Origin of the sequence: Emticicia fluvialis (assembly GCF_024793945.1) — a bacterium.
Lineage (GTDB): Bacteria > Bacteroidota > Bacteroidia > Cytophagales > Spirosomataceae > Emticicia > Emticicia fluvialis.
Genome location: NZ_JANUSD010000004.1, coordinates 66,653 through 83,588 on the forward strand (window position 1 = coordinate 66,653; position 16,936 = coordinate 83,588).

11 protein-coding genes are annotated in these 16,936 nt (G+C 42.2%); 8 read left to right on the forward strand and 3 right to left on the reverse strand.

Annotated elements, in window-relative coordinates:
- Window positions 1-145 precede the first annotated feature (145 nt).
- The 8 genes from miaB (at window position 146) to NZ848_RS05860 (ending at window position 11,402) form a co-directional block, all read left to right on the forward strand.
- Window positions 146-1,594 (forward strand): tRNA (N6-isopentenyl adenosine(37)-C2)-methylthiotransferase MiaB, encoded by a 1,449-nt coding sequence (gene miaB, locus NZ848_RS05825; RefSeq protein WP_259014732.1) that lies wholly within the window; start codon window positions 146-148, stop codon window positions 1,592-1,594.
- Window positions 1,595-1,602: 8 nt separating this feature from the next.
- Window positions 1,603-2,916, forward strand: coding sequence for a sigma-54 interaction domain-containing protein (locus NZ848_RS05830; protein WP_101728462.1), 1,314 nt, complete (start codon window positions 1,603-1,605; stop codon window positions 2,914-2,916).
- Window positions 2,909-3,457 (forward strand): LptE family protein, encoded by a 549-nt coding sequence (locus NZ848_RS05835; RefSeq protein ID WP_259014733.1) that lies wholly within the window; start codon window positions 2,909-2,911, stop codon window positions 3,455-3,457. The genes NZ848_RS05830 and NZ848_RS05835 overlap by 8 nt, the downstream gene beginning before the upstream one ends.
- A 173-nt stretch (window positions 3,458-3,630) precedes the next feature.
- Complete coding sequence (gene carB, locus NZ848_RS05840; RefSeq protein WP_259014734.1) at window positions 3,631-6,474, forward strand: carbamoyl-phosphate synthase large subunit; 2,844 nt, start codon at window positions 3,631-3,633, stop codon at window positions 6,472-6,474.
- Between the two features lie 185 nt (window positions 6,475-6,659).
- Complete coding sequence (locus NZ848_RS05845) at window positions 6,660-7,649, forward strand: aminopeptidase (protein ID WP_259014735.1); 990 nt, start codon at window positions 6,660-6,662, stop codon at window positions 7,647-7,649.
- Between the two features lie 31 nt (window positions 7,650-7,680).
- On the forward strand, window positions 7,681-8,472 hold the full coding sequence (locus NZ848_RS05850) for a DUF3108 domain-containing protein (protein ID WP_253534427.1): 792 nt from the start codon (window positions 7,681-7,683) through the stop codon (window positions 8,470-8,472).
- A gap of 63 nt (window positions 8,473-8,535) precedes the next feature.
- Entirely contained in the window at window positions 8,536-10,458 is a 1,923-nt protein-coding gene (locus tag NZ848_RS05855) for an acetoacetate--CoA ligase (RefSeq protein WP_259014736.1), read from the forward strand.
- 383 nt (window positions 10,459-10,841) lie between these two features.
- Window positions 10,842-11,402: a thioredoxin family protein gene (locus tag NZ848_RS05860; RefSeq protein WP_259014737.1), complete on the forward strand. Its 561-nt coding sequence runs from the start codon at window positions 10,842-10,844 to the stop codon at window positions 11,400-11,402.
- A 67-nt stretch (window positions 11,403-11,469) separates the two neighbouring features.
- On the opposite strand, the gene NZ848_RS05865 is transcribed toward NZ848_RS05860, so the two are convergent.
- The 3 genes from NZ848_RS05865 to NZ848_RS05875 all read right to left on the reverse strand — a co-directional run bounded on the left by NZ848_RS05865 (window position 11,470) and on the right by NZ848_RS05875 (window position 16,808).
- Window positions 11,470-12,837: a Gfo/Idh/MocA family protein gene (locus NZ848_RS05865; RefSeq protein WP_259014738.1), complete on the reverse strand. Its 1,368-nt coding sequence runs from the start codon at window positions 12,835-12,837 to the stop codon at window positions 11,470-11,472.
- 278 nt (window positions 12,838-13,115) lie between these two features.
- The gene (locus NZ848_RS05870) at window positions 13,116-14,486 is read right to left on the reverse strand and encodes an HmuY family protein (protein WP_259014739.1); all 1,371 of its coding nucleotides are present in this window, start codon (window positions 14,484-14,486) and stop codon (window positions 13,116-13,118) included.
- 39 nt (window positions 14,487-14,525) lie between these two features.
- The gene (locus NZ848_RS05875; RefSeq protein ID WP_259014740.1) at window positions 14,526-16,808 is read right to left on the reverse strand and encodes a TonB-dependent receptor; all 2,283 of its coding nucleotides are present in this window, start codon (window positions 16,806-16,808) and stop codon (window positions 14,526-14,528) included.
- Between the last annotated feature and the right edge of the window lie 128 nt (window positions 16,809-16,936).

Here is a 16,936-nt window from a genome sequence, read left to right on the forward strand (position 1 = left end):
CCTTTTAACATAAATTATTTCTTTTATTGCTGACAATCTGTCAGTATTATCTTAATTTTGTGTCTGAATTGAGCGGCATTGCTGATATGCAGTAGAACTTTATTTTTATCAGCAGGGTTGTTTTTTATAAATCAAGGTAGCAATCATGGAATTAGTAACAGGCAGATTAGAGATTCTGAAAGAAGAAGATAAGAAAGATTTGGATATAGCCCGCATCAGCGTAGATGAAAATGGCGAAAACAAGCGCAAGCTGTATATAGAAAGCTACGGATGCCAGATGAATTTTGCAGACAGCGAAATTGTGGCGTCTATCTTAAGAGAAAACGGATTTGCCACTACTTCTAAAATTGAAGAGGCAGAACTGATTCTGCTGAACACCTGCGCTATCAGAGAAAACGCCGAACAAAAGGTGCGTAATCGTTTGCAGCACCTGGTGCCTATGAAGAAAAAGCAAAGCAATGTAAAAATTGGTGTGCTGGGTTGTATGGCTGAACGATTGAAAACCAAGTTTCTGGAAGAAGAAAAAATTGTGGATATGGTGGTAGGCCCTGATGCCTACCGGGATCTGCCGAATCTGATAAATGAAGTTGAAGACGGCCACAAGGCTGTTAATGTGTTTCTTTCAAGAGAAGAAACCTATGCTGATATTACCCCTATCAGGCTTGATTCAAATGGCGTTACTGCCTTTATCAGCATTATGCGTGGCTGCGACAACATGTGTAGCTTTTGTGTAGTGCCATTTACCCGTGGCCGTGAGCGCAGCCGTGACCCGTTCTCTATTGTGAAAGAAGCCAGAGAATTGTTTGAACAGGGTTACAGGGAAGTAACGCTACTGGGCCAGAATGTTGACTCTTACAAATGGAAAGGAACAGACGAAAATCAGACTGAAAACACTACCACCTTTGCTAACCTGTTGGAAATGGTAGCGCTGATACATCCTGATTTGCGCGTGCGTTTCTCAACATCGCACCCTAAAGACATCACAGATGAGGTACTATACACCATGAAAAACTATGGCAACATCTGTAAGTACATTCACCTGCCTGCACAAAGCGGTAGCAGCCGGATTCTTGAGCTGATGAACCGTACTTACGACCGTGAGTGGTACATGGGCAAAATTGACAGAATTCGTGAAATACTGGGTGTTGAGTGTGGTATCTCTCAGGATATGATAACCGGTTTTTGCACTGAAACCGAAGAAGACCATCAGGAAACACTCTCTTTGATGGACTACGTGAAATATGACTACGGCTATATGTTTGCCTACTCTGAAAGACCCAACACACCAGCGGCCAAAAAACTGGTTGACGATATCCCGGCCGAGGTTAAGAACCGTCGTCTGACAGAAGTGATAAACAAACAGCAGCAACATTCGCTTGAACGTAACCAGATGGCCATCGGTAAAGTGCACCGCGTGTTGGTAGAAGGCTTCTCGAAACGTTCGGCTGTGCATTTATGCGGTAGAAATGACCAGAACAAGATGATTGTTTTCCCGAAAGAAAACTTTAAAAAAGGTGACTACGTAAATGTGCTGGTAACTGAATGCACCGCAGCTACCTTGATAGGAAAGGCAGTGGAAGAAGTTTTAGCTTAGAATTACAAATGACCAACAACTCAGAAATACAATCAGTTAAAAATCGGTTTGGTATTATTGGCAATGCCCCTGCCTTGAACTATGCCCTGAGCATAGCTATACAGGTAGCTCCTACTGATTTGACTGTACTAATAACCGGAGAGAGCGGAAGCGGGAAAGAATCTTTCTCTAAAATTATTCATGCACTCAGTACCCGTAAACACGGGCCATTCATTGCCATAAACTGTGGCGCTATTCCTGAAGGAACAATAGACTCTGAATTGTTCGGACACGTCAAGGGTTCATTTACAGGCGCTATTGACGACCGCAAAGGTTATTTTGAAACCACCAATTCGGGTACCATATTTCTGGATGAAATTGCCGAGCTGCCAATTGGCACGCAGGCGCGCCTGCTTCGTGTATTAGAGAACGGCGAGTTTATACCGGTGGGGTCGTCTAAAGTCAAGAAAACAGATGTGCGCGTAGTGGCTGCCACCAACGTTAATCTGATTGATGCGGTAGAGAGAGGCAAGTTCAGAGAAGATTTGTATTACCGTTTAAATACGGTACCCATTTATGTGCCGCCGCTGAGAGAACGAGGCTACGACATAGACTTGCTTTTCAGGAAATTCTCTGCCGATTTTGCAGATAAAAACCATATCCAGCCCATTGAGCTCACCGAAAGTGCCACGCAGTTACTCATGAATTTTCGTTTTCCGGGTAATATACGTCAGCTTAAAAACATAGCCGAACAGATTACCATTCTTGAAACAGAAAGACTGGTATCGGCTGAGATTCTGGCCAAATATCTTCCGCGCGAACAGGCGAGTGGTTTACCTGCGCTTCTGCGAGGCATGAATGGTGGCAACGATTCTGGTATTTCTGAAAGAGACCTGCTTTATAAAGTTCTTTTTGATATGCGGAAAGACATGACCGACCTCAAGAAACTGGTTTTGTCGTTAATGCAGGGCGGGCAGGTTAACCCTGAAATGATGAAGCAGCACAGCGAACTGTTTAATGGTATCCATTCAGACGAAAACGTATCGCTGGTGCCGCAGACGTTATACAGCCCCATGCCTGCTGCTCCGTATCAGCCATATCAGCCGGTTGATAAAGACGGGTTTATCAAAATTGATGAAATACAGGACGACAGAAATAATATAGAAGACATATCTCACGAAACCCAGGAAGATTCGTTCTCTTTAGAAAAACAGGAAAAAGAAATGATTATTAAGGCTTTGAAGAAAAACGGCTTTAAACGCAAATATGCCGCTTCAGACCTTGGTATTTCTGAACGAACACTTTACCGGAAAATAAAGCAATACGATATTGAAGATGAATAGGCCTTTTGAGATAAAAAACAGGAAGATTACGGTTTTTAGAAAGCTGATTATGATGCTTTGTATGGTGGGCCTTGCTTTGCTGACAGGCTCTTGCAAAATTTATTCGTTCAGCAGTGCCAAACTGTCTGAAGACCTGAAAACCATTACCATTCAGAATTTTGTGATGAATACCGCAGGTGGCCCTGCTAACCTTACGCTTACCTTTACTGAAAAGCTAAAGGAATACTACCAGCGTAACTCTAATCTGAAACTGAAGCCGGTTGACGGCGATCTTTACCTGGAAGGCTCTATTGTAGGTTATGAATTAACCCCGGTAGGTGCAACCGCCAGCGACAAGGCAGCCCAGAACCGCCTGACGATAAGGGTAGAGGTTAGGTTTGTCAATACCAAAAATGAAGATGAAAGTTTTGAAAAGGAATTTTCTTTCTATCAGGACTTCTCGCAAGAGCAAACCCTCACCCAGGTAGAGTCGGCTTTGGTGCCAAAAATACTTGACCAGCTGGTGCTGAATATCTTCAATGACACCGCCGCACAATGGTAGGGTTCACTGTAATTACTGTTTTTCAGAAACCAAGATTAAAATAGATTTAATAAGATAATTTCGCTTTTCAGTTGTACTTTTTTAAGTTATTTTAGTTAATTCGTCGTTAGAATAAAATTTCTGTACTACCTTTGTTCTTCGATTAACGAATCGAAACCCCTTCACGAAAAAAAATGCCAAAAAATCCCAATCTTAAGTCAGTTCTTATCATAGGCTCTGGGCCAATTATCATAGGTCAGGCGTGCGAATTCGATTACTCAGGTTCACAAGCAGCAAGGTCATTAAAGGAAGAAGGTATTGAGGTAAGTTTGATAAATTCAAACCCGGCCACCATCATGACCGACCCCATTAACGCCGACTATGTTTACCTAAAACCACTCGAGAAAAAATCAATTATTGAAATTCTGGAAAAACACAAGGCAATGGGTAAGCCCATTGACGCGGTTCTACCAACAATGGGTGGTCAGACAGCCCTTAACCTGGCTATTGATTGCGACAAAGGCGGTGTCTGGAAAAAATACAATGTGCAGATAATTGGTGTAGATATCAAAGCCATTGAAACTACCGAAGACCGTGAGAAGTTCCGCCTGAAAATGTTGGAATTAGGCGTAGGTGTTTGTAAGGGCCGCACAGCACGTTCTTTTCTGGAAGGAAAAGAAATTGCACAGGAAATTGGTTTTCCGCTGGTTATACGCCCTTCATTTACGCTTGGTGGTACAGGTGGCGGGTTTGTACATAATCCTGAAGATTTCGACAAGGCGCTTAACCACGGGCTACACGCCTCGCCGGTGCATGAGGTATTGGTTGAACAATCAATTCTTGGCTGGAAAGAATACGAGTTGGAGCTTTTGAGAGACAACAAAGGCAATATTGTAATTATTTGTACCATCGAGAACTTTGATCCGATGGGTATTCATACCGGTGACTCCATCACTGTGGCGCCTGCCATGACACTCCCAGATACAATATATCAGCGTATGCGTGACATGGCCATCAAGATGATGAACGGTATTGGTCAGTTTGCAGGGGGCTGTAATGTGCAGTTCTCGCTTAATCCTGATACAGACGAAATCATCGCCATAGAAATAAACCCTCGCGTAAGCCGTTCATCTGCACTTGCTTCCAAAGCAACGGGCTACCCGATTGCAAAAATTGCAGCCAAAATGGCTATCGGGTACAATCTGGACGAACTGATTAACCCAATAACAGGCAGTACCTCTGCTTTCTTTGAGCCAGCCATTGACTACGTAATTGTAAAAGTGCCAAGATGGAATTTTGATAAATTCCCGGGTTCAGACCGTTCGTTGGGCTTACAGATGAAATCGGTTGGCGAAACCATGGGTATAGGGCGCAACTTTCAGGAAGCGCTTCAGAAGGCCTGCCAGTCGCTTGAAATCCGCAGAAATGGTCTGGGCGCTGACGGTAAAGAATTGAGAGATCAGGAAGCGTTGAAAAAATCGCTGGCCAATCCATCATGGAACCGTCTTTTCCATATTTATGATGCTTTTAAGGCGGGTCTTTCGTTCAAAACCATTCAGAATCTTACCAAAATTGATAAGTGGTTTTTACGTCAGATTGAAGAATTGATTCTTCTTGAAAAAGAAATTGAGAAATTTACAGTTGACGAGATACCAAGAGAATTATTACTGACAGCCAAGCAAAAAGGTTATGTTGACCGCCAGATTGCTCACCTTTTGAATTGCAAAGAAAGTCAGGTTTTCAATAAGAGAAATGAAATGGGTATCAAGCGTGTTTATAAATGCGTTGACACCTGTTCGGCTGAATTTGAAGCCAAAACACCATACTATTACTCAACATTCAATGCCAATCAGGATAATCCTGAAAATGAGTCTGTTAGTTCAGACAGAAAGAAAATTCTTGTTTTGGGCTCAGGGCCAAACCGCATAGGTCAGGGTATAGAGTTTGACTACTCTTGTGTGCATGGTGTATTGGCGGCCAAAGAATGCGGTTATGAAACCATTATGCTTAACTGTAATCCTGAAACGGTTTCTACTGACCCTGATATATCGGATAAGCTATATTTTGAGCCTGTTTTCTGGGAACACGTATATGACCTGATTCTGCATGAAAAACCGGAAGGAGTAATTGTACAGTTGGGTGGCCAAACAGCCCTTAAAATGGCTGAGAAACTAACCAAATACGGCATTAAAATAATTGGTACCTCTTATGATGCCCTTGACCTGGCTGAAGACAGAGGAAGATTCTCTGAGCGTTTGAGAGAATTGAACGTTCCATATCCGTTGTTTGATACCGTACGGTCTGCCGACAGAGCAGTTGAAGTTTCGCGTGAGTTAGGCTTTCCGTTGCTGGTTCGTCCGAGTTATGTATTGGGTGGGCAAAGCATGAAAATTGTAATTAACGAGCAGGAACTGGAACAACACGTGGTGAAAATCCTGAACGATATTCCGGATAACAATATTCTGATTGACCATTTTCTTGAAAATGCCATAGAAGCAGAAGCTGATGCCATTTGCGATGGAAAGGATGTGTACATTATTGGTATTATGGAGCACATAGAGCCTGCGGGTATACACTCAGGCGATTCTTACGCTTTATTACCACCTTTCGACCTAAGTGAAGGTGTAATTGCACAAATTGAAGAATACACCAAGAAAATTGCAGTAGGGCTCAATACAGTAGGTTTAATTAATATTCAGTTTGCTATTAAAGATGAGAAGGTGTACGTAATAGAGGCCAATCCGCGAGCCAGCCGTACGGTGCCATTCATCTGCAAGGCATACCGTGAACCTTACGTAAACTATGCCACCAAGGTAATGTTGGGTGCCAAAAAAGTGAAAGACTTTAAATTTAAGCCTTACAAGAAAGGGTACGCTATCAAGATACCTGTGTTCTCGTTCAATAAATTCCCGAATGTGAACAAAGAGCTTGGGCCTGAAATGAAATCAACCGGAGAAGGGATTTACTTCATTAAGGATTTAACAGATGATTTCTTCCTGAAAGTTTATGCAGAAAGAAACCTGTACCTAAGCAGATAATATTTAATAATTGTTAATGATAAAGCCATTCTGAACAGAGTGGCTTTTATTTTTGTTACAAATCAAACAAAAGGTAATATTTTGAGGGAGTCTTGCTGAACAGATCTAATTATATGTGGTTGAAAATCAAAAGGTTGTTAAAATACTTTTTTCTTGTAGTTGTCGTTCTGGTTGCAGCATTCATTATGCTTAACTTTGATGCAGCTTTGTATGGTTTCAGGCAGGCCAAAGGTCAGATGAAAGTTATTTTCAATACCAGGCCTGTTGCTGAAGTAATGGCTGACAGAAGTTTTCCTGATTCACTCAAAAAACGAATCGAATTAATTCAGGAAATTAAGCAATTTGCAATTGACTCTTTGGGCTTAAATCAGTCTAAGAATTATACCACTTTTTATAACCAGCATAGTAAACCTATTTTATGGGTAATAACAGCCAGCGAACCATTTGCACTGAAAGCAAAAAAATGGCATTTCCCGATTGTAGGCACATTTAGTTATAAAGGATATTTTGAAAAACAGCTGGCTGATACCGAGATTACTGAACTAAAAAAAGAAGGTTTTGATACGCAATTGAATGAGGTATCGGCATGGAGCACACTCGGGTATCTGAAAGACCCCATATTAAGTTCAATGCTTTATTATTCTGATGGCCGGCTTGCGGCTTTGATTATTCATGAGCTGACGCATGGAACACTTTTTGTTAAGGATAATCTGGAGTTTAACGAAAACTTGGCCGATTTTATAGGTGATTACGGCGCAATACGGTTTTTAACATACAAGTATGGTAAAGACGCTCAGCAGTTAAAGGATTATGAGTTTTCAAAGAAATATAATGATGCCTACAGCAGGCACCTGCTTAATGGCGCAAAAAAATTAGACAGTTTGTATAACGGTTTTAGTAAAAAGCTATCTAAAGAACAAAAAACAAGTCTTAAGTCGGGTTTAATACAAAGAATAATATCATCAGCCGATACCTTAATGCACGGCACTTTGAAACCATTAAGAAGAAAACCAAAACCCAATGCCCAAATCAATAATGCCTATTTTGTGGGTTTTATGACATACCAGAGTAAACAAAACCAGTTTGAAGAAGAGTTCAGAGTCAAGTACAACAAAAACTTTAAATTGTATCTGAAATATCTGAAAGAGAAATATTCCGGAAGCCTGGTGTTTTAAAAGCAGGCACGATTTTTTTGCTTAAAGAATTATGATGAAAAACCTTTTTAAAATATTAACTGCCGGTTTTGTGGTGTTAGGGTCATCTTTCATTGTGGGCGACTCCTACCGGTTTGTGCCGAACTCAAGCTTTAAAGCCGGTGAGTACTTTGAGTATAAAGTAAAATTCGGCATTCTGCCGGTTGGCGAAGCAACTGTTGAAGTAAGCCCCCAGATATATTCAGTGAATAGCCGTGCCTGCTACAGGGTTAATGTTTTTGGGCGCACAACCGGCATTACTGATATTTTTCATGTAAGAAACACGTACAGAAGTTATTTGGATACAGCGGCAATGCTTCCTCAGAAATTTCTGATGAGCTTGCAGGAAAACAGTTATAAAAAAGACCAGGTAATTTTATTTGATCATTCCGGCAACTCGGCTCTTCGCGAGCAGAACAATGATAAAAAATCTTTTAACCTGCCCAATAATATTCAGGATGTGGTGTCGGGATATTATTTTCTGCGTACACTTGATTTCTCAAAAATGAAGGTGGGCGATGTGGTGGAAGCGCCAATGTTTTTTGATGACGAAATTTACAAAATGAAGGTTAAATATACCGGTAGGGGCGTTGTGAAAACAAGATTCGGGAAGATTGAAGCTATTAAGCTGAATCCTGTTTTACCCAAAAATGATATGTTTAAAGGAGAAGAAGGAATAAGAATCTGGGTGTCGGATGATAAAAACCATGTGCCTATCAGAATAGAAATTGAGTTTGCCATTGGTAGTGCAAGCATGGAAATTAAAGACTACAAGAATATCAGACATGCTTTTGAGTGGCGTTAAAATAATTGTACTGCCAATTATTTTATAAAATATCTGTTTAATATTGTCTAAAAAAAGACAGTCATGAATTTACCGTTGTGGACTCCACCCGCCAGCTATATTGAGCAATCTAACCTGAAAAAATATGAGTCGTGGCTTTTGAATCGAGAGAATCTGACTTTTAAGGATTATGAAGCACTGTGGAAATGGTCGGTTACTAATATTGAGAAGTTCTGGGAAACGCTATTTCATTTTTTCGACATAAAAACGCACACAGACTACCAGTCTGTGCTACGCCAGCCCAATACCGAAATGATTGGCACCCGCTGGTTTGAAGGGGCAACTTTAAACTATTCAGAGCATATCTTCAGGCACAAAACCTCTGCCAGACCAGCCATTGTTTTTCAATCTGAGACCTATGAATTAACCGAAATAACCTGGCAGGAGCTTGAAACCAAAGTTGCAGCAATACAGAAATACCTTCAAGAAAACGGAATTGAAAAAGGAGACAGGGTTGTTGGGTATCTGCCTAATACCCCCGATACTATTGCCATATTTCTGGCAGTAAATGCTTTAGGGGCGGTGTGGTCTTGCTGCTCGCCGGATTTCGGACTTGAAAGCCTCGTAGACAGATTTCAACAAATTGAACCCAAGGCCTTGTTTGCATGCCACGGCTACCAGTATGGCGGAAAATATTTCGACAAGTCTGATATTACCTTGGCGTTGTCAGAACAACTAAGCTCTCTTAAAACCACCATTGTGGTAGATAGTACCCAGTGGCTTAATATTGTTAACAGTATATCTGAAAATTCCATTTTTTTTACACCGGTTGAATTTAATGACCCTATCTGGATACTGTATTCGTCTGGCACTACCGGAAAACCCAAAGCCATAACGCATAGCACAGGTGGAAACCTGATTGAACACCTGAAAGCATTGGCGCTGCATCAGGACGTACAGCCGGGTGAGCGGTATTTCTGGTATTCCACAACTGGATGGATGATGTGGAATTTTGCACTCTCTTCTTTGGCATGTGGTGCTACACTTTGCCTCTACGATGGCTCGCCTGCCTACCCGGATGCCCATGTATTATGGCAATTTGCACGCGATGCAAAGGTTGACCATTTTGGTGGCGGCGCCGCGTTTTATATTAATTATATGAAGCAGGGTGCAATCTATCTGGCCGAAAATCCTGTAAAAATCAAAACATTAGGTTCTACCGGCTCTCCATTACCTCCGCAGGCTTTCGAATGGATATATGAACATGTTTCTAAAACCGTACAATTGATTTCGTTGAGCGGCGGCACCGATGTTTGTAGTGCATTTATGGGTGGCTGCCCGTATCTTCCGGTTTATTCAGGAGAGATTCAATGCCGTATGCTGGGTGCTGCCATAGATGCCTGGAACGATGAGGGGCAGCCCGTATTTAATGAAGTAGGGGAGCTGGTAATTCAACAACCTATGCCTTCTATGCCCTTGTATTTCTGGAACGATATAAATAATGAAAAATACAGAAGTAGTTATTTTGAAAAATACCAGGGTATTTGGTGCCATGGAGATTGGATAAAGATTACTGAAAATGACGGAATTATAATTTATGGCAGGTCTGATGCCACCTTGAACCGGGATGGCGTAAGAATCGGAACAGCAGAAGTTTACAATGCAGTAGAGGCCTTATCTGAAATAAAAGACAGCCTGATTATTTGTGTTGAAAAGGCAGACGGCAGCTTTTTTATGCCGCTTTTTGTGGTTTTGAATGAAGGGCAGATATTGGATGATACCCTGAAAAACAAAGTTAAAGCGCAGCTACGTAAACAATACAGCCCAAGGCATGTGCCGGATATTATCTTTCATGTGCCGGATATACCCTACACCATCAGTGGAAAAAAAATGGAAATGCCCATCAAGAAAATCCTGATGGGCACTCCTGTGGAAAAAGCGGTTTCGCTGGATGCAATGAGAAACCCGCAGTCTATTGAATGGTTTAAGAATCTGGCAGTTGATTAACGATGGCCCCGATGATGGCCATTGTCCCGGTGATGTTTATAATAATGGTGTCTGTGCTTCTCATATCTTGGCACTACCACAACCCTTGGTTGTACCCTCACATAATGCCTGTGTGCGTAAGGTGGTCTGTCATAATAACGAACCGGACGACCAGTGTAAACGCAACTTGAAAGTATTGTTGCTAACAATACAAAAACGCCCAGAAGGGTTAATGTGCGAAATTTCGAGTGTTTTTTCATAAGTTTATGTGATTTTTACTCTTTGATACTTAAAACGAAAAATAGTTTAAACCAATTGCTCTTATGACAACCGAAACCAAGTTTTCCCCTATTGGTTTAATTGTAAGCTGAACAATTTACTACGGTTTAATAATTAAGATAGAAATGGCCCGTACAGAATCAAATATGCTTCCGCTAGGAACAAAAGCGCCTGAATTTACTTTGCCTGATACTGTTTCAGAAACAAATCTGTCTTTGAGAGATTTGCCGTCTGCCAAAGCTACCGTTATTATGTTTATATGTAATCATTGCCCTTATGTGTTGCATGTTAAAGAAGAGCTTGTCAGATTGGCTAAAGATTACCAACCCCTGGGGGTAGCATTTGTGGCAATCAGTTCTAATGACGTGGTCAGTTATCCGCAGGACGGTCCTGATAGAATGAAGGTCTTTGCAGAAGAAAACGGCTTTACCTTCCCTTATTTGTTTGATGAAACACAAGAGGTAGCCAAAGCTTATGATGCTGCCTGCACACCAGATTTTTATGTATTTGATAAAGATTTGCGTTTAAAATACAGAGGTAGACTGGACGAATCTCGCCCGAGAGAAGAAAACCCGAAGCCGGTTACTGGTAGAGATGTAAGAATTGCCTTAGATGCTATTCTTGCAAACCAGCCGGTATCAGAAATGCAATATCCGAGCATGGGTTGCAATATCAAATGGAAGTGATACATGAATAATAAAAAAATGGAAGAGGTAAGCATCAGCCAGCCTCTCCCATTTTTTTATGTTATTTCTAAACGCGGGTTGGGTCCGGGTGTTTCCAGGGTTGGCGATATTGACGCGCCAGAAGTGCGGTGGCTTCGCGGTCGCTAACAACTTCGCGTTTCACCGGGTCATATTTTACAGGTCTGCCTACTTTCATTGATATATTAGCTAATATGCAGCTGGCTGTTGAAATGTGACCTTCCTGAATATCTGCCACAGGTCTGCTTTTATTTTCAATGGCCGACAGGAAGTCGAGCATGTGCAGGCGCGTAGCAGGAGCTGCGTTCAGCTCTATTCGTTCTTCTTTTAAATCTTCAGGGTATTTCTCTTTTTCAAAAACCACATCTTTGTGTATTTTTTCGCCCTTACCCTGCGGAATAAAATCATAAGACATAGTACTTGCCCAGAGTGTTCCCTTTTCTCCATACAGTGTAAAAGACCAGGGGTAGTCTGGGTTATTGGGCGTTCCCCAGCTTCGGTGCTGCCATACACAATTCAGCTCATCATATTCAAAAATCGCCGATTGGGTATCCGGAATGTTAGATTTGCCATCTTTTTGTACATAAATACCACCCGTAGAAGATATTTTGTTGGGCCAGCCCAGTTTCAGCATCCAGCGTACAGTGTCAAACATGTGTATGCACATATCGCCCATAATACCGTTGCCATATTCTTCAAACGTGCGCCACCATCTGATATGCGGCAGGCCGTCATAAGGCCTCATCGGGGCAGGGCCTGTCCACATTTCATAATCAAAATAGTCTGGCACTGCCTGTAACGGAGGGTTACCGTTATTACGCATGTGGTAATAGCAGCACATTTCAACGTGCGATATCTTACCGAGTAATCCGGCATCAACAATATTCTTCTTGGCGTCTATCAGATGAGGTGTGCTTTTGCGTTGCGTACCTACCTGCACCACTTTGTTATATTTACGGGCAGCTGCCACCATGGCCTCTCCTTCAATAACATCTACACTAATGGGTTTCTGTACATAAACGTTGGCTCCTGCTTTTACTGCATCTATCATTTGCAGCGCATGCCAGTGATCGGGTGTTCCAACCAGCACAATATCAAGCTGGTTGTCGGCCAGTAATTTGCGGTAATCAGTATATAGTTTGGGTACTTTGCCAGACTTCTGCCTTTGGCTTACCAGCTTTCCGGCTTCATTAAGCATATTTTTGTCAACGTCGCAGAGCGCTACTACTTCTACCGGCGCTACCTGAATCAGGCGGAACAAGTCGCTTTTACCGTACCAGCCGGTACCAATTAACGCTACTTTATATGCACTTGGCGGATTGATGATGTCCATGCCTCTTGCGCCGAATGTGGACAATGCAAGCGTGGCTGACGCTCCGGTAATAAATTGGCGCCTGTTAATGTTAAAGTTATTCATTAGTAATTGTTGGGGTTGGTTCTGATGGGTTTAAATTCTACCAAGTTTAAGAAAATTTCTAAATATATTGATAGATTTCAGTAGATACTTACAAAACAAGTAGTCAAATATAAACAGTACCCGGGGGTATCCAAGGTCTTAACAGGCAATGAATGACAGAATGTAGACTTACACAAACTATTGCTAGACCAAACCAAGATTATTACTGATAAAGGGTATAAAAAGAAAAAGGCCACAGATGCCCGTGACCTTTTTCTGAACCAATTCTAACTCAGTACTTATTTTTTCTTCACTATCTTGTACTCAATTACAGGTTTGCCCCGCTCACCGCCATCAGCTCCAAGACCCATGCTTACAAACTTCAGTTTATATACATTGCCCAGCGGGTCTTTTATCACATAAAAGCGGTCGCGTTTTATACCTACCGTGCCTGTGGTAGCACGCCATTTGCTGCCTATGGCATCTCTGGTTTTAACAAATGTTGTGGTAGCAATATTTGCTTCAGCGTATGCATCATAGCTTACAGTGCTGGTAAGCACTTCGGCGGCCTCGGCTCCGGCTGCGTAGTTCAGCATTATGAAATCCTGAAACCAATAGGGCGTAGGCGGTACCGTTCCGGCATTTGAAGTACTGTATCCCCAGGCAATGTCCCAGTTAATTTTGCGAGGCTCTACTGACACCAGATTACCGCTTTCTAATGAAAGGAAGCTGAAATTTACATCAGCATTTTTAGGAACATCAATTGTTTTGATACTTGTTTCACCAATTCTGGCATATTGAACTTTGTATCCATCGCCGTTGCGGTTTACTTTTACCTTATACCATTGCTCTTTGCTTTTGTTTCCTTCAAAGCTAACCAGATATACTCTATTGTTGGTTTCAGTAGCCGATACTTCCGCAAATACAGTTTTGGTAAGGTCTCCATCCCATGAATCGGCCAAAGCAGCAGAACCCTCGGCACCGGCAGTGAAGTTGAGGTCTGGTACTAAATCGGCATCTGCCAGGGTTACTGCTGTAATGTCGGTTTTAGCCGTGGCAGTTGCTGAAGATTGATAACCCGGATTAAGAATTACACGGTATTGCCCTCCCTGATAGAAGCCCAGGTTCCAGCTCTTACGATTCACGGCAGTAGTGGCATTAGCGCTTAAATCGGCATAAACCGTGTTGGTATAGTTGGATTCAGACGTTTTACCTTCCAGCGTTAATGTGCTTCCGGCAGACGTAATAGCCGCAAAGCTCAATTTCATTTCGGTGTTTTTGTTAGATAAAACAGGGTTGCCGATTGCAGTAATTTTAAGTGTGAGGGTTTCATCACCATTCAGAAAAACGTTTGACTTTTTCTTTACCTTAAACGATACGCCAGACTGCCCGCTTGGCACAGTTAAGTTCAGTACATTGTTTACGGAGGCAGGTTCGGTAACAAATTCTTTATCATATGTAACCAGTGCTGGTGTAAGCTGAATGGTTATAGGCACTGATACATCAGTGGCACGGCTTAAAGCTATCTGAACAGTGGTTTCGTCTCCTTCAATTCCTTGTTGTGTAGTTGTAAAGCCGGCCAGGTTATCTGGTAATTCTACTTTTTCTTCACATGCGCTTATCACTACAATACTGCATGCAATCAGAAATTTGTTAAAAATTCGATTCATTTTTATTTTGGTTAAACTGTTGTATGTATAAAGAAACTATTAGTGCTGAGTAAGTTGTGCTGTTAAGCCCACAAAATAAGAACGCCCGTAAGACATAGGCACTGCGCCACCGCCTGCGCTATGTGCACCGCCGGTTTCAACAGCAGAGTTATTAACCCGGGTAACATTGAATAGGTTTTTAACCCCGGCCAGTAACGAGAAATTCTTAAACACAATTTTATTAAACGTCAGGTCAGAGGTATGAAAACCAGAAGTTTCTGCCAACCGGGCCTGCGGGCCGTTTTCGGTATTTACTGTCTGATACGCCGGCTGCTTACCTGTGAACTTGTAGAAGAGACTCACACTGGCATTGATTTTCGGGAATGTGTACCGGATGTTTGAATTTACTTCACTTGACCACACAAACGCTGGCAGGCTTTCGGAGGTAGAGAAGCGGTTAAAACGCCCGATGTATGAATATCCCAAGGTAGCCTGAAAATTCTCCCAATAGAAGGTGTTATTCCAGGTGGTTCCTGTGGTTTTATACTTGTCAACATTTATATAGGTAGATACCTGTGGGTCATTCGGGTCAATTCCAATCGAAATAAGGTTATTAAATACGTTATAGAAACCGCCGATTGTTGAGTTTAACCTGAGTTTTGGTTTTTCAATGACCTGATACGACAAAAAAGCATTGAAACTATTGCTGTATTCGGCTTTCAGATTCGTATTCCCTTTGATAGAGTGGTTACTGTCAAAAAAAGTAAAGTATAATTCGCGCAGGGCAGGCGAGCGGAAGCCCCTGGCATAGGCCATGCGTAGGTCAAGGCCTTTGGCCAGTGTAAATTTGGTGTTAACCGAGGGTATAAGCGGAGGCGCATCATAAACCGAATTCTTAATGAAGCGCAGCCCCGGGCGTATGTTTATGTGCGGATTTAGTTTGAATTCAGCCGAAGCAAAATAAGCATACTCGCTAATGGCGGGTGTACCCTGAATACGCGCGCCTGAACTTGAGTTTAGGTTGATTTCAAGCCCATGCTGTAACGAAACCGAAGGTAACAACTTGTGTTGGCCTGTTAGCCGCGCAAAAGCGGTCTGGAAAACGGCTTTATCCTGCCCGCCTTGTGTTAATGACAACGTACGGCGGTTGCGTATCAGGTCAATATCGGTAGTTTCGGTTTTACGGCTGTAATCAGTGTAAGATAAGGCAGCGGTGAAGCTGTTTTTTTCATTTACCTGATACTCACCCTGCGCCTGATGAAACCACCGATTGGTGATATAATACTGGTCGGTGGCCGAAAGGTTACCCGTTTGATTGTTTGTGTAGGTGTTGCCTAAACTTTTTAGGGTTTCGTTAGTACCGTTGAAACGATACCAGCCATTAAATTTTTGTGTCTGGTAGGCAATGCCGGCAGTAGTAAGATACTGTTCTTTGGGCATCCATTCTTTGCTGCGCGTAGTAGATAAACCCTGCCAGCCTCCAAAAAAATTACGGGTAAAATTGCCGTTTATTTGCAGGCCTTTTCTTTGCCAGGCCACACCCAGAAACTCATTATGCGTACCTTTACCCTGAAAAGCCTCATACTCTTTGCCGGCTGATTCTTCCTGCACACGAGCCGATAGTGTCCAGGTAGCATCTGTTTCTGCTTTTTTGGTAATAATATTTATTACGCCCGCCAGTGCGTCGGTGCCGTAACTGACAGACATGGGCCCTTCTACTATTTCTATGCGGTCAATAATGTTAATATCTATTTGGCCTATGCTTTCGCGGGTAGAGCCTCTGTCAACTAACGGAACGCCATCCAGCAATACTTTTACATTCTGGCCCGACATCCCCATCAGCTGTACATCTGTTGTACCCAGGGTAAGGTCGTTTGAAAAACGCATTCCCAGTTCTGTATTTAAAACGGTCTGTATATTGGTTGCCCCTCTTAATCTTATTTGCTCATTTGTAATTGTTCTGACCTGATAAACAGAGTTTCTTACAGATTGCGGCCCGAATTGGCCCGTAATAACCACATCCTGAAGTATGTTGGTTTTTTCAATCAGATGAATGTCTCCGGTATTTAATGTGGCTTTAGGCTGTACCTTCACCCGCTGCTCGGCAGTTTCATGCCCAATAAACTGTATCAGTAAAACCTGATTACCCTCCGGAGCCAATATGCTGAAACTTCCGTCGGCTTGTGTTAGTGTGCCAATGCCCGTGTTTTTTATCAGCACTGACGCTCCTGCCAGCGCGGCACCATTACTGGTAACCCGGCCAGTAATTTTTCCGTTGGTTTGTTGTGCATGTGTTTTATTAAGAATTAGTATCAGAAACAGTGTTAGGTAACAATATCGCATTTTAATTTTTATTTAGACTGAATAAAAATAATGCACAAAGTTAAATCTTTATTTAGACTAATTCCAAATAAATAGTTATATTTCTTAATCTTTTAAATGTAAAAGGAGGTAGTTACAGCCGGTAGGAG

Excerpts from the sequence above, each read along its gene's own strand:
- miaB (WP_259014732.1), top strand. The coding sequence starts at position 146 with ATGGAATTAGTAACAGGCAGATTAGAGATTCTGAAAGAAGAAGATAAG.
- NZ848_RS05830 (WP_101728462.1), top strand. The coding sequence starts at position 1,603 with ATGACCAACAACTCAGAAATACAATCAGTTAAAAATCGGTTTGGTATT.
- NZ848_RS05835 (WP_259014733.1), top strand. The coding sequence starts at position 2,909 with ATGAATAGGCCTTTTGAGATAAAAAACAGGAAGATTACGGTTTTTAGA.
- carB (WP_259014734.1), top strand. The coding sequence starts at position 3,631 with ATGCCAAAAAATCCCAATCTTAAGTCAGTTCTTATCATAGGCTCTGGG.
- NZ848_RS05845 (WP_259014735.1), top strand. The coding sequence starts at position 6,660 with ATGCTTAACTTTGATGCAGCTTTGTATGGTTTCAGGCAGGCCAAAGGT.
- NZ848_RS05850 (WP_253534427.1), top strand. The coding sequence starts at position 7,681 with ATGATGAAAAACCTTTTTAAAATATTAACTGCCGGTTTTGTGGTGTTA.
- NZ848_RS05855 (WP_259014736.1), top strand. The coding sequence starts at position 8,536 with ATGAATTTACCGTTGTGGACTCCACCCGCCAGCTATATTGAGCAATCT.
- NZ848_RS05860 (WP_259014737.1), top strand. The coding sequence starts at position 10,842 with ATGGCCCGTACAGAATCAAATATGCTTCCGCTAGGAACAAAAGCGCCT.
- NZ848_RS05865 (WP_259014738.1), bottom strand. The coding sequence starts at position 12,837 with ATGAATAACTTTAACATTAACAGGCGCCAATTTATTACCGGAGCGTCA.
- NZ848_RS05870 (WP_259014739.1), bottom strand. The coding sequence starts at position 14,486 with ATGAATCGAATTTTTAACAAATTTCTGATTGCATGCAGTATTGTAGTG.
- NZ848_RS05875 (WP_259014740.1), bottom strand. The coding sequence starts at position 16,808 with ATGCGATATTGTTACCTAACACTGTTTCTGATACTAATTCTTAATAAA.